Annotated in this window: 12 protein-coding genes; 6 read left to right on the top strand and 6 right to left on the bottom strand. The window is 67.7% G+C overall.

Going from position 1 to position 18,474, the window contains the following annotated elements:
• Window positions 1-26: 26 nt before the first annotated feature.
• The 4 genes from CMC5_RS18575 to CMC5_RS18560 form a co-directional block, all read right to left on the bottom strand.
• Window positions 27-809, bottom strand: a complete 783-nt coding sequence (locus CMC5_RS18575) for a sensor histidine kinase (RefSeq protein ID WP_050431685.1) — start codon at window positions 807-809, stop codon at window positions 27-29.
• Between the two features lie 411 nt (window positions 810-1,220).
• On the bottom strand, window positions 1,221-3,638 hold the full coding sequence (lon, locus tag CMC5_RS18570; RefSeq protein ID WP_050431684.1) for an endopeptidase La: 2,418 nt from the start codon (window positions 3,636-3,638) through the stop codon (window positions 1,221-1,223).
• A 46-nt stretch (window positions 3,639-3,684) separates the two neighbouring features.
• Window positions 3,685-4,419 (bottom strand): nuclear transport factor 2 family protein, encoded by a 735-nt coding sequence (locus CMC5_RS18565; protein WP_050431683.1) that lies wholly within the window; start codon window positions 4,417-4,419, stop codon window positions 3,685-3,687.
• A 116-nt stretch (window positions 4,420-4,535) separates the two neighbouring features.
• Window positions 4,536-5,840, bottom strand: coding sequence for a PAS domain S-box protein (locus CMC5_RS18560; RefSeq protein WP_082362585.1), 1,305 nt, complete (start codon window positions 5,838-5,840; stop codon window positions 4,536-4,538).
• Between the two features lie 140 nt (window positions 5,841-5,980).
• Between CMC5_RS18560 and CMC5_RS18555 the strand changes: the two genes are divergently transcribed.
• The 4 genes from CMC5_RS18555 (at window position 5,981) to CMC5_RS18540 (ending at window position 12,560) form a co-directional block, all read left to right on the top strand.
• On the top strand, window positions 5,981-7,969 hold the full coding sequence (locus CMC5_RS18555; protein ID WP_245678504.1) for a tetratricopeptide repeat protein: 1,989 nt from the start codon (window positions 5,981-5,983) through the stop codon (window positions 7,967-7,969).
• Window positions 7,959-8,639 (top strand): CDP-diacylglycerol--glycerol-3-phosphate 3-phosphatidyltransferase, encoded by a 681-nt coding sequence (pgsA, locus tag CMC5_RS18550; RefSeq protein ID WP_063796306.1) that lies wholly within the window; start codon window positions 7,959-7,961, stop codon window positions 8,637-8,639. The genes CMC5_RS18555 and pgsA overlap by 11 nt, the downstream gene beginning before the upstream one ends.
• 92 nt (window positions 8,640-8,731) lie before the next feature.
• Window positions 8,732-9,040, top strand: coding sequence for a hypothetical protein (locus CMC5_RS18545; RefSeq protein ID WP_050431680.1), 309 nt, complete (start codon window positions 8,732-8,734; stop codon window positions 9,038-9,040).
• Between the two features lie 334 nt (window positions 9,041-9,374).
• The gene (locus CMC5_RS18540) at window positions 9,375-12,560 is read left to right on the top strand and encodes a DUF4215 domain-containing protein (protein ID WP_050431679.1); all 3,186 of its coding nucleotides are present in this window, start codon (window positions 9,375-9,377) and stop codon (window positions 12,558-12,560) included.
• Window positions 12,561-12,689: 129 nt separating this feature from the next.
• Here CMC5_RS18540 and CMC5_RS18535 read toward each other — a convergent pair whose 3' ends face one another.
• Window positions 12,690-13,916 carry an oxygenase MpaB family protein gene (locus CMC5_RS18535; RefSeq protein WP_050431678.1) on the bottom strand — a complete coding sequence of 409 codons (1,227 nt, stop codon included), beginning with the start codon at window positions 13,914-13,916 and terminating at the stop codon, window positions 12,690-12,692.
• A 117-nt stretch (window positions 13,917-14,033) separates the two neighbouring features.
• Window positions 14,034-16,319 carry a hypothetical protein gene (locus CMC5_RS18530; RefSeq protein ID WP_050431677.1) on the bottom strand — a complete coding sequence of 762 codons (2,286 nt, stop codon included), beginning with the start codon at window positions 16,317-16,319 and terminating at the stop codon, window positions 14,034-14,036.
• A gap of 170 nt (window positions 16,320-16,489) precedes the next feature.
• Here CMC5_RS18530 and CMC5_RS18525 point away from each other — a divergent pair, with 170 nt between their 5' ends.
• Window positions 16,490-17,005, top strand: coding sequence for a hypothetical protein (locus CMC5_RS18525; protein WP_050431676.1), 516 nt, complete (start codon window positions 16,490-16,492; stop codon window positions 17,003-17,005).
• Between the two features lie 14 nt (window positions 17,006-17,019).
• Entirely contained in the window at window positions 17,020-18,456 is a 1,437-nt protein-coding gene (locus tag CMC5_RS18520) for an amidase (protein ID WP_050431675.1), read from the top strand.
• The last annotated feature ends 18 nt before the right edge of the window (window positions 18,457-18,474 follow it).

The following is an 18,474-nucleotide window of genomic DNA, read 5'->3' as shown; positions in this document are numbered from 1 at the left end:
CCGCACCCCATGCACTGGTAGCGACCTCATGCCGCAGCGGCGAGCGCACCTCCTGCCTCCTTCAAAGGCAAGTCCACGGTGAACATCGCCCCCTTGCCGGGCTCGCTCTCCACGCGGATCGATCCACCATGCGCCTGCGCCACTGCTCGCGCGATGTACAGCCCCAGTCCTAGCCCTCCGAAATGCCGCACCGGCACCGCCCGCTCGAAGCGCTCGAAGATGCGGGCCTGATCCTCTTTCGCGATGCCGATCCCGTGATCTCGGACCGAGATCCGCACGCCAGTTTGCGTCGCTCGCGCGGTCACCACCACGGGCTGCCCCTCACCAAACGTCGCCGCGTTTCGCACCAGGTGCAGCACCAGACGCTCCAGCTGAGCGCGATCTACGCAACCACGCAGCCCCTCGTCGGTCTCGACCACGATTGCGCCAGCCATGGCCGGCTGCTGCGCAGCCACACGCGCCGCCGCACCTCGGATGAGCACCCCGAGATCTACGTACTCACGCGTCACCGAGAGCTGCCCTGCCTGGATGCACGACGCCTGCACCAGCTCATCACAGAGCACCCCCAGGCGCCCGAGCTGACGATCGAACACCTCGAGCATCGCAGCCATCCGTTCTGGCGTCGCCACCTGCTCGTCAGCGATCGCTCGCCGGATGAGCTGAGCTTGCAGCGTCAGCGAGGTCAGTGGCGTCAGCAGCTCGTGCGAAGCGAGCGAGAGAAACTCATCTCGCAGACTTGCCTCCTCGGCGTAGGGCAGGACCCTGCGTTCATCGGGGGACATCGATTTGTTCTTGTGGAGCGCAGCCATGAGGACCCTCTCAGCCGCCGGGAGGCGACCCTCTGCTCGCCTTCAAGCATCGCCCATGCCACCGCTTCCACTGTGGCGCTCTGGTGCGTAACGCCGAGAAACACAGGAACAGCTAGGCCCATGGCCGGACGGCCGTCGCACGCCCTCACAACAGCGCTCCGCCCCTCAGAACCGCCCCAAGCGGCCGGGCGGTGATGGCCTATTCACGACCCGCACAGCCTCACGCCGGACCTCATCGCAGCACACGTCACCTGACTCACCACCAGGCACATGGCGCCCATGGCGAGCGTGGCGACGTCTCGCTGGGGCTCACCCACCACCGCGCGCCCCGCGCGCACTTCGGCGCCCCTGACGCCCCTGCGCACGCATCGACGAGCGGCTCGCCCCGGGCCGCTCGACACGCGGCACGCCTCAGATCCCCGCCTGCTCCTCCCGTTCGTCCTCGCCCGCGACGCTCGTCTCCGGCGGACGGGTCGGGGCTTGCAGGACGATCGGCAGGATTTCTTCCATGGTGGAAATCAACGTGATCTTTACCTGGTCACGGATGTCTTGCGGCACGTCGTCAAGATCCCGCCGGTTCTTTGCCGGCATCAATACCTCACGGATGCCTGCCCGGTGGGCCGCGAGCAGCTTCTCCTTGATCCCACCTACCGGGAGCACTCTACCCCGCAGAGAGATCTCGCCCGTCATCGCCACATCGCTCCGCACCGGTGCTCCGAGCAGCAGCGACGCGACTGCCGCGAACATCGTCACTCCAGCGCTCGGACCATCCTTGGGCGTACCGTGCTTCGGCACGTGCACGTGCAGATCGATCTCCTTCAGCCAGAGCGGATCCAGCATCAACCGCTCTGCCTTGCTCCTCACGAAGCTCACCGCTGTCGTCGCCGACTCCTGCATCACATTTCGCATGTTGCCGGTCAGCACGACGTTCCCGCGTCCGGGCATCTTCGATGCCTCGATGAACAGGATGTCGCCTCCCGCCGGGGTCCAGGCGAGCCCTGTCGCCACACCAGGATCCAGCGTCCGCTCCGCCAGCTCTGGACGGTATTTGTGCGCCCCGAGCACGCGCTCCACATGTTCGGGCCCGGCCACCTCGTGGACGTCCTCTCCTTCGGCCACCTTCACCGCCGTCGCACGGCAGACCGCAGCGATCGTGCGCTCCAGACCGCGCACACCCGCCTCGCGGGTGTAGTGATCAATGATCGCCTCCACCCCCTGCTCCGTGAACTCCAGCCGCTCTTCGGTGAGCCCGTGGGCGCTGAGCTGCTTCGGAACCAAGAACTCCCGCGCGATCCCCAGCTTGTCTTTCCGCGTGTATCCCGGCACATCGATCACTTCCATGCGATCGAGAAGTGGTGCGGGGATCCCTTCGTAGTTGTTCGCCGTCGCGAGGAACGTCACCTGCGACAGATCGAACGGCAGATCCAGGTAGTGATCCTGAAACGTCGAGTTCTGTTCCGGGTCGAGCACCTCGAGCAATGCAGCGGCCGGATCTCCGCGCATGTCGACGCCCATCTTGTCGACCTCGTCGAGCACCAGCACGGGGTTCTTCGTTCCCGCCTTCTTCAAGGCCTGAAGAATGCGCCCAGGCAGCGCCCCCACGTAGGTGCGCCGATGCCCACGCACCTCCGCCTCGTCTCGCACGCCGCCAAGCGCGATTCGCTCGTAGCGTCGGCCCATGCTGCGGGCGATCGACTTGCCAAGTGAGGTCTTTCCCACCCCGGGCGGCCCGATGAACAGCAGGATGGGGCCCTTCTTGTCCGCCCGGAGCTGCCGGATCGCGGTGAACTCCACGATCCGCTTCTTCACCTTCTCCAGCCCGAGGTGATCCTCGTCCAGGCAGCGTCGCACATCCTCGACGTTGATCCTGTCCACCGTCGTCTTGGACCATGGCAGGTCGGCGATCCACTCCAGATAGGTCTTGGTGACGTTGAACTCCGCCGATTGCTGCGCCATCGACCGCAGACGGCTGATCTGCTTACGGACGACCTTGTCCACCTCCGGCGGCACCTTCTGTCGGCGGATCCGCTCCCGCAGCTCGTCGATCTCGTCCTCGTCTCCGCCTTCACCGAGCTCTTCTCGGATCGACTTCATCTGCTGACGGAGAATGTACTCACGCTGAGACTTCCCCATCTCCTCCTGCACCATGGAGGAGATCTCCTTCTTCACCCGCAGCACCTCGAGCTGACGCCCCACCATCGCAAGCACGAGCCGGACCCGCGCCTTCACGTCGAAGGCTTCGAGGATCTCCTGCTTGTCGCCCACCGATGCCTGCGCCTGGGGGAAGTTCGAGGCGATGAGATCCGCGAGTGCGCCAGGCTCTCGCACGTTATCGAGGATCCCTGCCGTGTCCCGAGGGAGGTTCGGCATCAGCCCCAGGACCTCACGAGTTGCCTCGCGCAGCCCCGCCCCCAGCGCATCCAGCTCCACGTCACGCACGAGCGACTCCGGGACACGCTCGATTTTCGCCCGCATGTAAGGCTCGAGCGACAGCGATGATTTCAGCTGAAACCGCCCCAGTCCCGTCAGCACGACCGAGTAATTGCTCGGCCCGAGCCGGATTACCTTCACCACGCGCGCCAGCGTCCCGACAGTGAAGAGCTCCTTGAAGGTCGGCTCATCCACGTCAGGGGAACGCTGGCTCAGAACCCCCACCATCGCCCGCTCGCGCCCGAGCAGATCTTCCACCAGCCGGACGCTCCGCGGGCGACCGACGTTGATCGGAACGACCGACATCGGAAACAGCACGGAGTTGCGCAGCGGCAGGATCGGAACAGTGTCCGGGTCACTCGGAGGGGGAGATTTCGAACTCGGCTCGCCGGTCGACATGCCGACAACCCTAGTACAGCGCGGTCAGAGAGGCCACGCCCCCCGCCTAGAACTCACGGATCTTCCAGGCCCCATGCTCGCGAAGAAACGCCACCGTCCCGCCCGCACCATACGCCATCGAGGCGCTGTCCCCGGTCTCCTCGATGGTGGCCGTCGGCAACGCCGCCTTGATGGCCTGCACGTTCCGGTTGATGTGCTCTTTTTGCGGCCCCTCCCATGAGTCCTTGATCTTCTCCGCGGTCAGCTCCCCCTCACTTCTTCCGGGTGGGGCCTCCGGGACACCTCCCTCCCGAACGGCCCCCTCTCCCCAGGCGCCGCCGCCCAGCCCGCCCAGCCCTTCCTTCTCTGCGTCGGGTATGTAGCGAAGGATCACATCGTATCGTTTCCGCTCGAATGCCCGTAGAAACCCCAGCAACGCCTGCCTCGGGGTGGACTGGCCGTACAGATCCACGGCCGCGGCGTCGAGGCGCCACTTCCCGCCCTCGAAGATCAGCTCCAGCTCCTCTCCGTTCGGGACCGTCACCGTCGCCGTCACGACCGGATCCGCCGAGGGCCGAGCAATCGCCCGCGCGATCTCGTGCACGTCTTCCGGGTTCTCCCGGACAGCCCGCTTGAAGGCCTCGAGCGACATCGATCGCCGTGCCTCATCGGACAGCAACCGGTACGCCTCGTCCACCCGCCCTTCCTGAAGCGCTCGCGCATAGCTGCGCAGCGTGTCGCTCGGCCCCTGCTGCACATACGTGCTCGACCCACAGGCGGACAGCAGCCCCAACGCGATCACAGCAGCGCAAACTCTCACGGTCCGCCACATAGCATACCCGCCCCTCTCCTCTCACCACACTTCCCCAGCCGGAGCAGCACGCTGCCTCGACCCGACCTCCACTCCCCCTGGTCCGCTCAGCGGCCCTTCCTTTGCATTGCGAACGCGATCCCGTCCTTCAGCGACCTCAGCGTCACGATCGCGCCCACCTCCACGCCCAGCGTCACGAGGGTCTGCGCCACGTGCGGCTGGATCCCCGTCAGCACCACCTCGGCTCCCAGCAACCGCACCGCCTTGGCCGTCCTGATCAGCGCGTCGGCCACATGCGAGTCGACCACTCCGACCCCTGTCACATCGATCAGCACCGTGCTCGCCTGATGGGCCACGACCCCTTCCAGCAGCGTCTCGAGCACCACCGAGGCCCGCGCACTGTCGATCACCCCGATGAGGGGCAGCGCCAGTACCTCATCGGCGAGCGGCAGAAGCGGCGTCGATAGCTCCCGGATCACCGACTCCTGCGCCTCGATCACCTGTGCCTGGAGTGCAGTTCGCTCGGCCTCGGCCCGTCGCTCGGCGCTCACGTCACGCAGCATCAGCGCCATCGCCCCAGCCTCTTCCTGGGGACTCCCGATGCTCACCAGCGTCATCAGCACCGCCAGCTCCCCCGCCCCCTCCGGGGTCATCAGCAGCTCGCTCTGCCACCAGCCCGAGGTTTGGGCGCCGCGCATCGCCTCCTCGATCACAGCCTGCACCTCTGGATGCAGCTCGAGCAGCGCCTTTCCCACAGGAGACGTCGCGGTGCCCGTCAGCCGGAGATAGGCAGGGTTCGCATAGAAGATCACTCCCTGAGCATTGACGAACGCCACCGCGTCCGGCACGCATTCGGCCAGCGCGTGAAAGTTCCGGAGCTGCCCGGCGCGCACCACGGCGGCACGCTCCAGCTCGTCGTTCTGCTCGCGCACCTTGTCTTCCACTTCGCGCGCCTGGGTGATGTCGCTCCCGACCGCCTGCAGCTCGACGAGCTGACCCGCCTCGTCGAACAGCGCCTGATCAGTCCATCTCTGCCACGCCACGCTCCCGTCGGCCCGGATGACCCGATGCTCGGTCACCACCACTGGATTGCTTCGCGAGAGCGTCGCGAGCTGAGCAGCCAGGACCTTCTGATCTTCATCTGGCACCAGAGGCGTGAACACGTGCCCCAGGAGCGACTCACGGCTCCTCTCGAAGTAGCGACAGTACGCATCGTTCACGTACGTCAGGCGTCCATCGGGAAGGAACCGGCAGATCAGCTCGGACTGTGCCTCCAGGATCGCCCTGTACCGCGCCTCGTCTCGTCGCGCCGAAGCCTCGGCTGCCTTCGCCTCCGCCAGCTCAGCCGAGAGTCGAGCGTTCTCGCGCCGTACCCCCTCGATGTCCCCATCCATCCCCACTGACTCGCTCATCCAGACCTCTCACGTCCCTCGCCCCCCTCTCCAAAGAACGGCAACCAGAACAAACAGCTAACAGAACGGCCATGGCGGACCCAGCGTCGCCGCGCACGAGCCAGTGAAAGTGGCGCCCGAGACGCTCCATGCTCACTCCGGTGACAGCGCCCAGTGTCGACGCCATTTTCCGCGGCGGTCGACGGTTCGCACGAGAATTTTCGTGTACCCTCTACAACGTGGTCGACCGTGACGAGAACCGCCCCGCGCCCACGGATGAAGAGGCCGCGGAGGACTTCCTATTCCACCTTCACCGCGGCACCGAGCTGCTCCAGGACAACCGAGTCCATGCTGCCAAGGCGGAGCTGGAGCAAGCGCTCTCTCTTCAGCCCAGCGATCCCAAGGGACAGGATCTCCTCGGCATCGTTTACTTCCGTCTCGGCCTCTATCCGCGCGCGATCTCCATCTACGAGCGCCTGATCCACAGTCACCCCGAAGCCATCGAACCGCGCATCAACCTGGCGCTCTGCTACCTGAAAACGGGCCAGCCTGCTCAGGCCCGTGGCGAACTCGAGAAGGTCCTCGAGCAGAACCCCGGGCATCAGAGGGCGTGGGGGTACCTGGGCCTGGCGCACCAGCGTCTCGGGGACCACAACCGCGCCATCCATGCCTTCGCCGTCGGCGGCCACGAAGCCATGGCGCGGCGCCTCGCCGAGATGGCGGGGGCGAGCCCCAGCCCCCCACCCTCCTTTCCCATCCTCCAGACCATCATCCCGATCGGTCTCGAAGCCGTCCCCCCACCAGCACCAGGTGCGCCCGGCCCCGCTCTCCCTCGGGACACAGCCGTTGCAGCGGCCGGGGGATCAGGCGCGGCCCCCGACCCCCTCGAGGATGAGATGCGACGCGCCGCTGCGGAGGCATCCAGGGTGCTCGACCATCGCGGCTTCGTGCGGGACTCCGATCTCCCGCGCATCCCCACCGGCACATGGTCTGCTCTCGAACCCGGACGCGAGGAACTCGCCGCCATGCCTACGCTGCGGGAGCCTCTCGAGCTCAGCCTCCGCCAGCCGCCACTCCCGGACGTTCCAAGCACCATCTCGGCCCCCCCTCCCCCTCCAGCTCCCCCCGGTTTCGGCCCTCTCACCAAGAGCCCGCCGGCATCGCTCCCTGCTACCCGCCCAAACCAGCACAACGGCCAGCCAGCCCCGCGCAAACCAAGCACGACACTCACCGCTGGCGAAGTCTCTCCCCCCATCGTCAGCCAGCCCCCGGTCGCCGTGCGTGGGAGCGTGCTCGCTCACAATGGAGACACTTCGACCATCCCGACCCTCCACACGGCTGGCTCGCCGGCGGGCTCGCCTCCGCCGCTGGCAGCGACTCCGAGCCTCCAGCCAGCGCAGGGCCGCACGTCTCTGCCACAGGGGGCCCAACCGCTCCCCCATGGGGCCCAGCAGCTCCCTCCGACCGCCGTCACGCAGCCTCCCCCTTCCACACCGGAACCACCAGCCCTCCCGCCGAGCGCTCCCCTCGCCTTCGCCCGCGACCGCCTCCTTGTTTTTCCACGTGATCTGACCCTCTCGCAGCACCCCTCCGGGCTCGTCCTCGTCCAGGCGAAGAAGGGCTTCGCAGCGCGCCTGAACGCCGCCCGCTCCCTCGCCATCACGCTCGGCGTGCCCACCCAGGTCCTCACCCGCCGCAGCCGGGGTCGCGATCAAGACGAACCCCTCGGCGGCGCCGTCGCCCCCATCTACGAGATCGGCGGCCGCTGCGAACTCGTCCTCGTCCCCCCAGACGGCCTCCGTCTCTCTCCCCTCATGCTCGCCGACGACCCGCTTTACCTGCGTGAAGATGCCCTCATCGGGTTCGAACTCCAGGTCACGTACGAGAACGGCCGTCTCCCGTCAGGCGATGGCGAGGCCATCCCCCTCGTCCAGCTCCGCGGAAAGGGAGGAGTGGTCTGCGCGCTCCCCTCCCACGCGGTCACCATCGAGATCCAGGGCGGTCGCACCACCATCGTCCACGCGAGCATGGTGCGCGGCTGGATTGGCCGTATCCTCCCGCGCGCCCTGTCCACCAGCGAGGCTCCAGCCAGCCTGCGTGGCATGGTCGCGTTCTCCGGAGAAGGCATGGTGATCGTCGATGGGCACTGAAGCTGCGGACGCCGAGCTCGGCAAGGGCGAGATCCGCCGCATCAACCGGGAGATCAAGCGGGAGCGCCGCCGCACGCTGTGGGAGGACGCCAAGAACCTCCCCAATCTCCTCACGTTCGCACGCATCGTGATGATCCCGATCGTGCTCCTCCTGCTCAGCCGTGGAGCGCCGCGCGACTGCTTCTGGGCCGCGTGCGTCTACTCGCTCGCCGCGCTCACCGACATGCTCGACGGCTACCTCGCACGCCGACAGGGCCTCGTCAGTGTCCTCGGCAAGTTCCTCGACCCCCTCGCCGACAAACTCATCGTCTCGGGCACACTGGTCTGGTTGGTCCCGATGGGACGCATCCCCGCCTGGGCCGTGGTGCTTCTCATCTCGCGCGAGATCACCATCACCGCCTTGCGCTCCATCGCCTCCACCGAGGGCCTGGTCATCGCCGCGGGTGACGGGGGCAAGGTCAAAACGGCCCTCCAGATGGTCGGGATTCTCTGCCTCATCCTCGGCTACCCCTACGAGGTCCAGTTCGGCTTCGACTTCGGCCGCGTCGATCTGATCCACGTCGGGCGTTTGCTCGTCTATCTCTCGCTCGTCTTCTCGATCACGAGCGCTGCCAAATACATGGGCCTCTTCATCGACGCCATCGATGCCAAGAACCGCGGCCCCGCCTGAGCCCCCACCTCGAGCATCGTTCCGGCATCGAGAAGCTCGACGGAGCACGGCGCGGTGGGCACGGCCGAGGCTTTCTGCTAAGGAGCCTCCCCGTGAAGGTGCTCCTGATCGCGCTCGCAACGGCTCTCGCGTCATCCACTCTGCTCGGCTGCGGCCTGCAGCAGGAAGGACAGCGTTGCAGTCCAGACGCCGAGCAAGACTGCGATACAGGCCTCGTCTGTTCCGCTGTCGAGGGCTCGGACATCCACGTCTGCTGTCCGCCCAGCGGAGGCAGCGACCCGTACTGCCGCGAGGGGGGAGCCGTGACCACGACCACGACCACGACCACGACCACGACCACGACGGGTGGCGGAAGTGGAGGAGCAGGCGGCGCGGACGGTGCAGGTGGCGGGGGCGGTTGAGCCAGAGCAAGCAGGCACATCACCTCGACACCTCGAAGCACGACTCTGTGGTGGCCAGCACGATCCTTTGCTGACGGAGCGATCACGCCGCAGGGAGCGTCGACACGACACACGTCTCCATCGCGCAACGATCCCGCATAGATAGGGGCTCATCGCGCGTCGGACGCGGATCACGCCTCTGCACCAGAGACCTCGTCGAGGGAACGTAGGAATGTAGCGCCGAGCCGCGGAGCAGCTCGCACCCTTCCTCCTGTCGGCGTCCGCCGCCCCTTGGCGTGATGCAACCCATGAGCGATAACTCAGGGTTGCTTGCCAAAGCCCTGGAGGTGATCCCTTGCGCCGTCTCCTTTTTGCTCTGATCACCGCCGTGCTGTGCGTGGTCTTCCTCCCCCGCGCCGCGCGCGCTCAGACCACCATCGCTGGTGGGAACATCATCAACCAGACGTGGACGGCCTCTGGCAGCCCCTACCTCGTCCAGGGAGACATCACGGTCCCGGCCGGCGCCAGCTTGACCATTCAGGCAGGCACCATCGTCCGGATGGCGAACAACGATGGGCAAGTGTCAGGGGTGGACACCAGCCGAGTCGAGCTGACCGTGAACGGTACGCTCAGCATCAACGGCACCGCGGCCAACCCGGTCATTTTCCAGGCAAACAACGGCTCTGCGGCAAACTCCTGGTACGGCATCGTGGTCGGAGCGAACGCCACCTCCGCCATGATCCAGGGTGCCATCCTTCAGCACGCATCCCGAGGTGTCCGGAACCTCGCGCCAGGCAACGTGCTCCGGGTCCTGGATTCGACGTTCCAGAACAACGGCATCGGGATCGCCATCGAAGCGGGCGCGCCCACCATCGAGGGATCCTCCATCTTCGGAAATACGACGGGCGTCTCGGTGCTCGTCAGTGGCAGCGCGAGCCTCCTCCGCTCGGTGGTGCGTTCGAACGGTAGCAACGGGATCAACATCCTCACGTCGAGCGGATCGTCCACCATTGCCATCACCAACTGCACGGTCCACGGCAACACCGGCACCGGCATCTACGGCGAGGCGACATCCGGCAACACCGCCAACATCGACGTCACGAACACCATCGTCTCGAACAACTCGAGCTTCGGCATCCGACGCTACACCGCTTCGGGTACGGTGAACGTCACCCTGACGAACTCCAACGTCTGGGGGAACAGCTCGGGAAATCTGAACAGCGTCACGGCGGGTAACGGCAGCTTCTCGTCCAACCCCCTCTACGTGAACATACCGACGAACCTGCGGCTCACTTCGAACTCTCCCGCTCGCTTCGCCGGCAGCACCAACCAGGACATCGGCGCCCTCCCCTACACGGGCGACGCGACGAATGGTCTTCACGGCACCCTCTGGACCAACACCACACTCGACGTGTCGAGCTCGCCGTACACCGCGGCGGGCGACCTCACGGTTCCCCTCGGCGTGACCCTGACCATCCCGGCGGGTGTGATCATCCGCTTCGCGACGACGGACATCATGGGCTCCGGCCTCGACACCTCACGGACCGAGCTACGCATCGAGGGAACGATCCACGCGGTCGGCACCACCGCCTCCCCGATTCAGCTCATCAGCACGTCGGCGTCGGCGAACAGCTGGTACGGCGTCCACCTCGCTCCGTCCGCAGCCACCTCTCGCTTGTCGTATGTGAACATCAGCGCGGCGAACCAGGCCATCCGTTACGAGACGACGGGCAACATCACCCTCGACAACCTGGTCCTGAGCAGCTCCTCCTTCGGCTTCCAGTCCCTCACGGGCACACCGACGCTTCGATCGATCACGGCGCTCAGCAACACGATCGGCATCCAGTTCACCGGCTCCTCGGCGGGAACGCTCATCAACGGTGTCGTCCGCTCCAACGGTGGGAACGGCGTCTCCATCCTCGGCACCAGCGGTGCCCAGGTGCACACGATCGTCAATTCGACGCTGCACGCCAACACGGGCTCGGGCCTCTACGTCGAAGCGACGGCGGGTCAGGGAGCGTCCGTCTCCGTGACGAACACCATCATCTCGAGCAACTCGAGCTTCGGCATCCGGCGGTATACGGCCGCTGGTACGACGGACGTCTCCGTCACCTACTCCAATGTCTGGGGGAACAGCTCCGGCAATTACAACGGGGTCTCCGAGGGCGTTGGGACCCTCTCTGCCAACCCCCTCTACGTCGCCGCTCCTGCCGATCTCCGCCTGCAATCCACCAGCACCTGCATCGATGCCGGCACCGCGACCGGGGCCCCCTCCTCCGATCGTGACGGCGTCGCGCGCCCCCTGAACGGCGACGGACTCAACGGCGCCGAGTTCGACATCGGCGCCTACGAGTACGTCGCCAGCTCGATCTGCGGCGATGGCGTCGTCGTTCCCGGCGAGGTGTGTGACAGCGGCGCGAACAACGGTCAGTACGGCTACTGCAATGCGGACTGCACGGCCATGGGGCCCCACTGCGGCGACGGCATCACCAATGGCCCCGAGCAGTGCGACGACGGAAACCAAATCGACACCGATGCCTGTCGCAACACGTGCGTCAACGCCGTCTGTGGCGATGGCGTCGTCCGTACCGGCGTCGAAGAGTGCGACGACGGCAACCAGATCAACACCGACGCCTGCCTCAACACCTGCACCATCGCGGTTTGCGGCGATGGCGTCGTCCGTGCAGGCGTCGAGGAGTGCGACGACGGCAACCAGATCAACACCGACGCCTGCCTCAACACCTGCGTCAATGCCACGTGCGGCGACGGCATCGTGTGGACCGGCGTCGAGGCTTGCGACGACGGAAACGATGACGACGACGACGGCTGCCGCAACAACTGCGCTCTGCCGGGATGCGGCGACGGGGTCGTGCAGCCTCCCGAGGAGTGCGACGACGGAAACGCCTCGAACAACGACTCGTGCCTCAACACCTGCCTGAATGCGAGCTGCGGCGACGGGCACGTCTGGACCGGCGTCGAGGAGTGCGACGACGGCAACCAGGACAACACCGACGCTTGCGTCGATGCCTGCAAGCTCGCCACCTGCGGTGATGGCCATGTTCAGGTCGGCGTCGAAGACTGCGACGACGGCAACCAGGTCAACGGTGACGGTTGCTCGGCCTCGTGCCTGGACGCCCACTGCGGCGACGGCATCGTGCAGATCGGCGAAGCCTGCGACGACGGCAACGAGTCCAACACCGACGAGTGCCTCAACAGCTGCAGGCTCGCCTCTTGCGGCGACGGCCATGTCCAGGTCGGCGTCGAGGAGTGCGACGACGGCAACGGTGTCGCCGGCGACGGCTGCGCCCCCGACTGCACCCTCGAGAGCACCGGCGAAGGTGGATCCAACCAAGGCGGGAATGGTCAGGGCGGCAACGGGCAGCCCACGGGTCAGGGGGGCAGCGATGGCGGCATGACCGGTGACGATGGCGGCTGCGGCTGCCGCACCGCCGGAGGCAGCGCCTCCACCCCGGCCGCGCTGCTCCTCCTCGCCAGCGCCCTCACCGCCGCCGCGCGACGACGCACGCGCCGCGCAGCCTGACCCCTTCCCTCACCCCCTCCTCACATCCATCCCGGGTGCTGGCCTCCTCCACCGACCCTGAAACGGGATGACGAGGCGGAGGGGGCTCGCTGCCGAGCTTCGCTTGCGCTTCACGTTTCCGAGGCCAGCTCAACCAGCAGCCGGCGTCGCCGCCAGCCGCTCCGGTGCCGCGTAGTCCGCCGCAATCCCTTTCAACCCCGCAGCCACGGCTGCGTCCCAGTACCTGTTCCCCGCGGCGAACGCCCAGTCTCGTACCGGCGAGATGCCGCGCGCGCGCTCCGTCGCCGCGACCAACGCCTTCACCACCGGCAACACCAACCGCACCGACGACCGCGGCACCCCGAGTTTGTCCGCCAGCGCCTCACCGTGCAGGAACCGCATCAGCGCCGCCCCCACACGCAACCGCTTCTCCGCGAACTCTCGCTGCTGCGCCGTCCGCGCCGCCGTCACATAGCCGTGCAGCAGCGCATGCACCAGCGCCCGCGAGTCGGCGTCGGGCTCTCCTTGGGTCGCCTGGATCATCTCCCCGTAGCGCCGCGCCTCCGCGAACGAGCCAGGCAGAAGCTCGGGCTCCACGCCCATCAGGTAGCCCACGTAGCGCCAGAGATGCACCAGATCCTCCGCATCCTGCTGCGGCATCCGGTAGCCCAACCGCCCCAGCCCCTCGATCACCACCACCGAGAACAGGATCAGCGTCCCCAGCATGTCGTGCTGGTTGATCGGCTCCCCCCACCGATCCACCTGGAACCGACCGCTCTGCCGGATCAGGCGGCGCACGCCTGCGTGCATCAGGCGCACCTTGAGGGAGAGGAGCTGTCCCTCGCCACCTGGCCGCAGCGAGCCAGGCTGCGTCACCGTCCTCACGAAGTGCCCCGTCTCGGCGAGCCGCCGCGGCGCTTGCTCCTGAAGCCGCCCCGAAAACACCAGCGGCTTGTTCCCACCCGGTGACGTGTAGCTCAGCACCAGCGCCCCGGCGCCGAGCACCATCCCACCGAGCATCCCTGCTCGAACGAACGCAGCCCCCCCGCGCCCCACGGCGTCCCAGTCCACCCATACGGGCACGCGACGCGTGTGGTCGAGCAGCGCTTGAACGGGCGGTGGTGCGCCGGGCAGCTCGTCCAGCCCCTCGCGCACGGCCTGCTCCAGCAGCTTGATCCCCGAGGGACCGGCAGGTGGCCAGGACGGCTCCGGTGTCCCCCCGACGTCCGCGCCGCTGCCTCCGAACGGAGACCGAAGCAACGCCGCCACCTCATCTGCCAGCGGGTCGGAGCGGAGCAAGTACGGCGCGAGGCGATCGAGTCGATCACCGAACTCGCGCTGGGCCTCTGGAGTTGGCTGGAAACGCGCGGGGATCATCCCCCATCGGTAGCAGCGCACCAGCAGGGATGCACGCGGCGGCGCGATCTCGACCGATCGCGCCCCGCCGGATTCAGCTCGTCCAGCGCCGGGTTCCGCCGCGCGCCGGACCTCTGCTCATCGTCGCACGAACCGCCGCCGCGTCACCGCTGCGGCGGCCAGCCCCAGACCCAGGAGCCCGGCCCAGCGCCCACCCGAGGGAGCCTCGTCGCCCGCCACCGTGCAGCCGCAACCCGAGTCGTCCGGCGTATCGTTGGACTGAGGGACCGAGCCGCCCTGACCACCCGTGCCCCCCGCACCCCCTTCTCCTTCCGAAGGGGGCGTGATGCTCTCTGCCGACACCCGGAGCTGGGCCGTCGGACAGTTCTTGTTCTCGATCACGAAGTAGTACGGGATCCCCGGCTCGAAGGCGGGATCCACCGACGCATCGATCAGCAGCGTCCCGTCCGTGGCGTTCAGCCCCTCGACCTTGAAGTCGTAGCCCTGCGCCGCCGGGAACCCGAGGGGACCCGAGGGGGCCATGCTCACGGACTGGCTCCGGCGGGCGTAGATGGACCACTCGAGCGGTCCTCCGCCGACCGGCGTGAGCTGGACGCTGAACCGAAGCGCGGTGTCCCCTGCGTTCGCCCTTGCCGAGAAATGGAAGAAGCTGTGCAGCGACAGGAATCCCTTCGCCTGCTCGCAGCTGATGCCGAAGCCCTGGGCCATGGTCCCGAGCCCCATGAGCACCAGGTTACGGTCCTCGCCAGGCGTCACTTCGAGCACATGATCGCAGTCGTCGAGTCCGCGCGCGGCGATCGCTTCTTCCACCGTCCGCACGTCCTCCTCGTTCATCTCACCGCTCGTCAGCAGCTCGTCCGCCGTCTGCAGCAGACCCCGCGCGAAGTCACCCAGAGACACCCCGGGGGTCAGCGACTGCACGGCGCCCCAGACCAGGCGATCCGCGATCTCCTGGCCCAGCGCCGTCCTGAGGGTCCAGCCCAGGCTCCCGATGATCTCTCCGTCCTCGTGTACCTGACCGACCACGTGATCCGGGCACACCTTCGCCGTGTCCTGCAGCTCGCGCCCCGCGCCGAGCGGCACCAGCGACGCCTCGCCGAGCAGCGAGTTGCCGTTCAACGAGCACGCGAAGTAATCGGCGATGCCCTCGTCGATCGCGCCGCTCCACGGCGACAGCCCGTAGGCGCTCATCCCGAACTGGCCCTGGTTGTAGCCGACCGCGTTGTGGCTGATGTAGTGCCCGAACTCGTGCAGGAACACGTCGGAATCGATGGAGAAGTCGTTCATCGTGCCCTGGTAGATGCCCAGCAGGTTCGGACTGCTGAACTGACCCCCCACGACGTTCCCCGCCTCCGGCGCGAAGAAGGCGTTGTCGAACGGCTGCCCGTTCTCCATCAGGTTCGCCACGGCCGTCACCTTCCAGCTCGCCGGTGACGTATCCACGCCGTGGGTATCGACGAAGTAATCCCGGATCCGGGTCATGTGGTAGTACACGTTGACCTGGGCGAAGCCGTCGGTGGGATCGCGCGGGTCCGCCGGCGGATCGTAGAGAAAGTCCTCTCCCGAATTCGGTCCGAGGGACTGCTCGACGGTGTAGCTGTTCTGCTGGGACCCCGAGACGTAGTTGGTCACCACCAGGTTCCCGTTCCAGCCCGTGAGGCGCTGCGGGTTGCTGGTCACCAGGTCCGTCAGGGTGACGTCCACCGGCTCGGGCGTGTTCGCCGCGCTGATCTGGTACACCCGGCCCATCGCATCCATCGCCATCGGCCGGATCCCCTGGATCCCTCCGCCGTGCGCATCCACGAGGTAGCGCGTCTGATGCCGCGTCCCCTGGTGGATGTCCACCATCCACACCAGCTTTCCAGGCTGCTCCGCCACCGGCAGCACGGCGAGCTGGATCGCTGGGGACTGCACGAGCGACATCCCGAGCTGCTCCTCCACCACCAGACGTGCGGCGCCCTCGTCGAGGGTCGGCTCCGTCGACACGGACAACCCTCTCGCCACATCGACGATGGCCGCACGCGGCGCACCACCTGCCCCCACGCGCACCGCCACGGCGGAGCCGATCACCGGCAGCCCACGGTAGGTCTGGGTGAAACGCACCGTGTGCGACGAGCCCGACTTCAGCTCCACCTTCGTCTCGAGGTCGACTCCCTCCAAGCGCAGCTCAGCCGCTGCCCCCTGCAGGAAGCGCTCCGCGGTCACCCGCGGGCCCGCCTGGAGAGCGGAGGCCGACTGCGCAGCGGCGTGATCCCGGACGTCATACCATTCCACCGCGCGACCCGAGGCCGCGCCCCGCGCGAGCGGCGTCCCCGGGGACGCTGCGGAAGCCACGCTGGCGATGCCGGTGGAGAGAATGAGGGCGAGTGCGGTGAGTGGAGCGATGGATAGCTGACGGTGCATGGAACTCCTGGGGGCTCGAACGCGGGCAGCCTACAAGGTCGGAGGCTTCCCTCAAAAGACCCAAGGTGCCCCCTGACGGGGACGTGACCGTGCTAGGGAGCACCGACGTGCAGCGCCGGCGCACCGATCTTCCAGAAGTTCAAACGGCGTCCGACGCCCAGGCCCCCCTGATGCACGACGTCGCTCGCCTCGCTGCCAAGTACGCACAGCTCGGAGAGCTCCGTCGCGCGCGCGCGCGGGGCGAACCCCCCCCCGAGCGCCAGGTCTTCCGCACCCTCGCCGCCGAGTTCCCTGGCGCGCTCCACGAACTCGACCACCTGCCGCTCGAGGTGATCGATCAGCGCCGCGCCGCCCTCGAAGCCACCGCTGCTGGCGCTCCGCCTTCCCTGTGGATGACCCAGATGGCCAGCTACCACGCCCTCATGCGCGCGGCCCTCTACCTCAAGATCCGGCTCGCGCGCGTCCCCCTGCTCGCCGATGCCGAAGCGCTCCAGCTCGCCGCGCGCGCCAGCGCCCACGCCGGCGTGACGGTCGACGCCAGCTTCGTGCGGCAAGTCAAGCACCCCCCCGAGGGACGGCTGAACCGGGTGGTCATGGCGCAGCTCGCGGCGCGTTTCGACCTCCCCGCCGCGACGCTCCGACAGACCTTGTTCCCCCGCGCTCCGCGCCCCCCGTCGTCGGAGTAACATCCGGGCCCACCATGAAACTCTCCGAGTACACCAGCCACGACGGCCTCGGACTCGCCGACCTCGTCCGCCGCCGCGAGGTCACGCCCGCCGAGCTCGTCGACGTCGCCACCTCTGCCATCGACCAGACCAACCCGTCGCTCAACGCGGTCATCCGCTCTCTGCGCGACCAGGCAGACCAGGCCCTCGCCGCCGGCCTCGCCGACGGCCCCTTCACCGGCGTCCCCTTCCTCATCAAGGACCTCGGCCTCATGAGCGCCGGCGTCCCCACGGGCATGGGCTCACGCCTCTTCCAGGGCTTCATTGCACCACTCGACAGCGAGCTGATGGTCCGTTACCGCCGGGCTGGCCTCGTCCCGCTCGGCAAGACCAGCACCCCCGAACTCGGCATCAACGTCGTCACCGAGCCACTCGCCCACGGCCCGACGCGCAATCCCTGGAACACCGACCGCACACCCGGCGGATCGAGCGGCGGTGCCGCCGCGGCCGTCGCCGCCCGCATGGTCCCCATCGCCCACGGAAGCGACGCCGGCGGCTCCATCCGCATCCCCGCGTCCTGCTGCGGACTCTTCGGCTTCAAGCCCACCCGAGGGCGCACCCCCACCGGCCCCATGCAGGGCGAGCTCCTCGGCGGCCTCGCCATCGAACATGTGCTCACGCGCTCCGTGCGCGACAGCGCCGCCCTCCTCGACGTCACCGCAGGCGCCGATCCTGGCGCTCCCTACGACGTTCCCCCGCCTGCACGCCCCTTCCTCGACGAGGTGAACGCGCCCCCCTCCCGCCTCCGCATCGCCTTCTACGACACCCCCCTCAGCGGCGCTCCCGTGAGCGACGACGCCAGGCAGGCCCTCCAGCGCACCGTCGCCCTCTGTCAGGAGCTGGGACACGAGCTGATCCCCGCGCCGCCGCCGGCCGACTGGAGCATGATCGCCTCCGTCTTCAACCTCATCTTCGCGAATCACGCCTACGTGTTCGACATCATGCTCCCCATGTTCGGCCTCACCGCCGGTCCGGAAAGCGTCGAGGCGACCACCCTCGCCCTGCGCGACGCTGGCCGACGGATGACGGGCGCCCATGTCTTCGCCGCCCTGGCCGCGCGCGACCAGATCAGCCGCGCCGTCGGCCAGTTCTTCACGCAGTTCGACGTCCTGCTCAGCCCCACGCTGGCCCAGCCCCCCTTGCCCGTGGGCACGCTCGACGCCAACGACCCCCGCTACGACGGCCGCAGCTGGCTCGACGCCTGCTTCGAGTTCGCCGCCTTCACCCCGCTCGCGAACATCACCGGCAACCCGGCCATGTCCGTCCCGCTGCACACCAGCGCCGACGGCCTCCCCATCGGCGTCCAGTTCGAGGCCCGACAGGGCAACGAAGCGACCCTCTTCCGCCTCGCAGGCCAGCTCGAACAGGCGGCCCCTTGGGCCCAGCGTCGCCCTCCCGTCTGCGCCGGCTGATCAGCCTCCTGCATCCAG

Origin of the sequence: Chondromyces crocatus, assembly GCF_001189295.1 — a bacterium.
Taxonomy (GTDB): domain Bacteria; phylum Myxococcota_A; class Polyangia; order Polyangiales; family Polyangiaceae; genus Chondromyces; species Chondromyces crocatus.
Note: the sequence above shows the minus strand (reverse complement) of the source record. Positions and strands in the feature narration are given on the sequence as shown.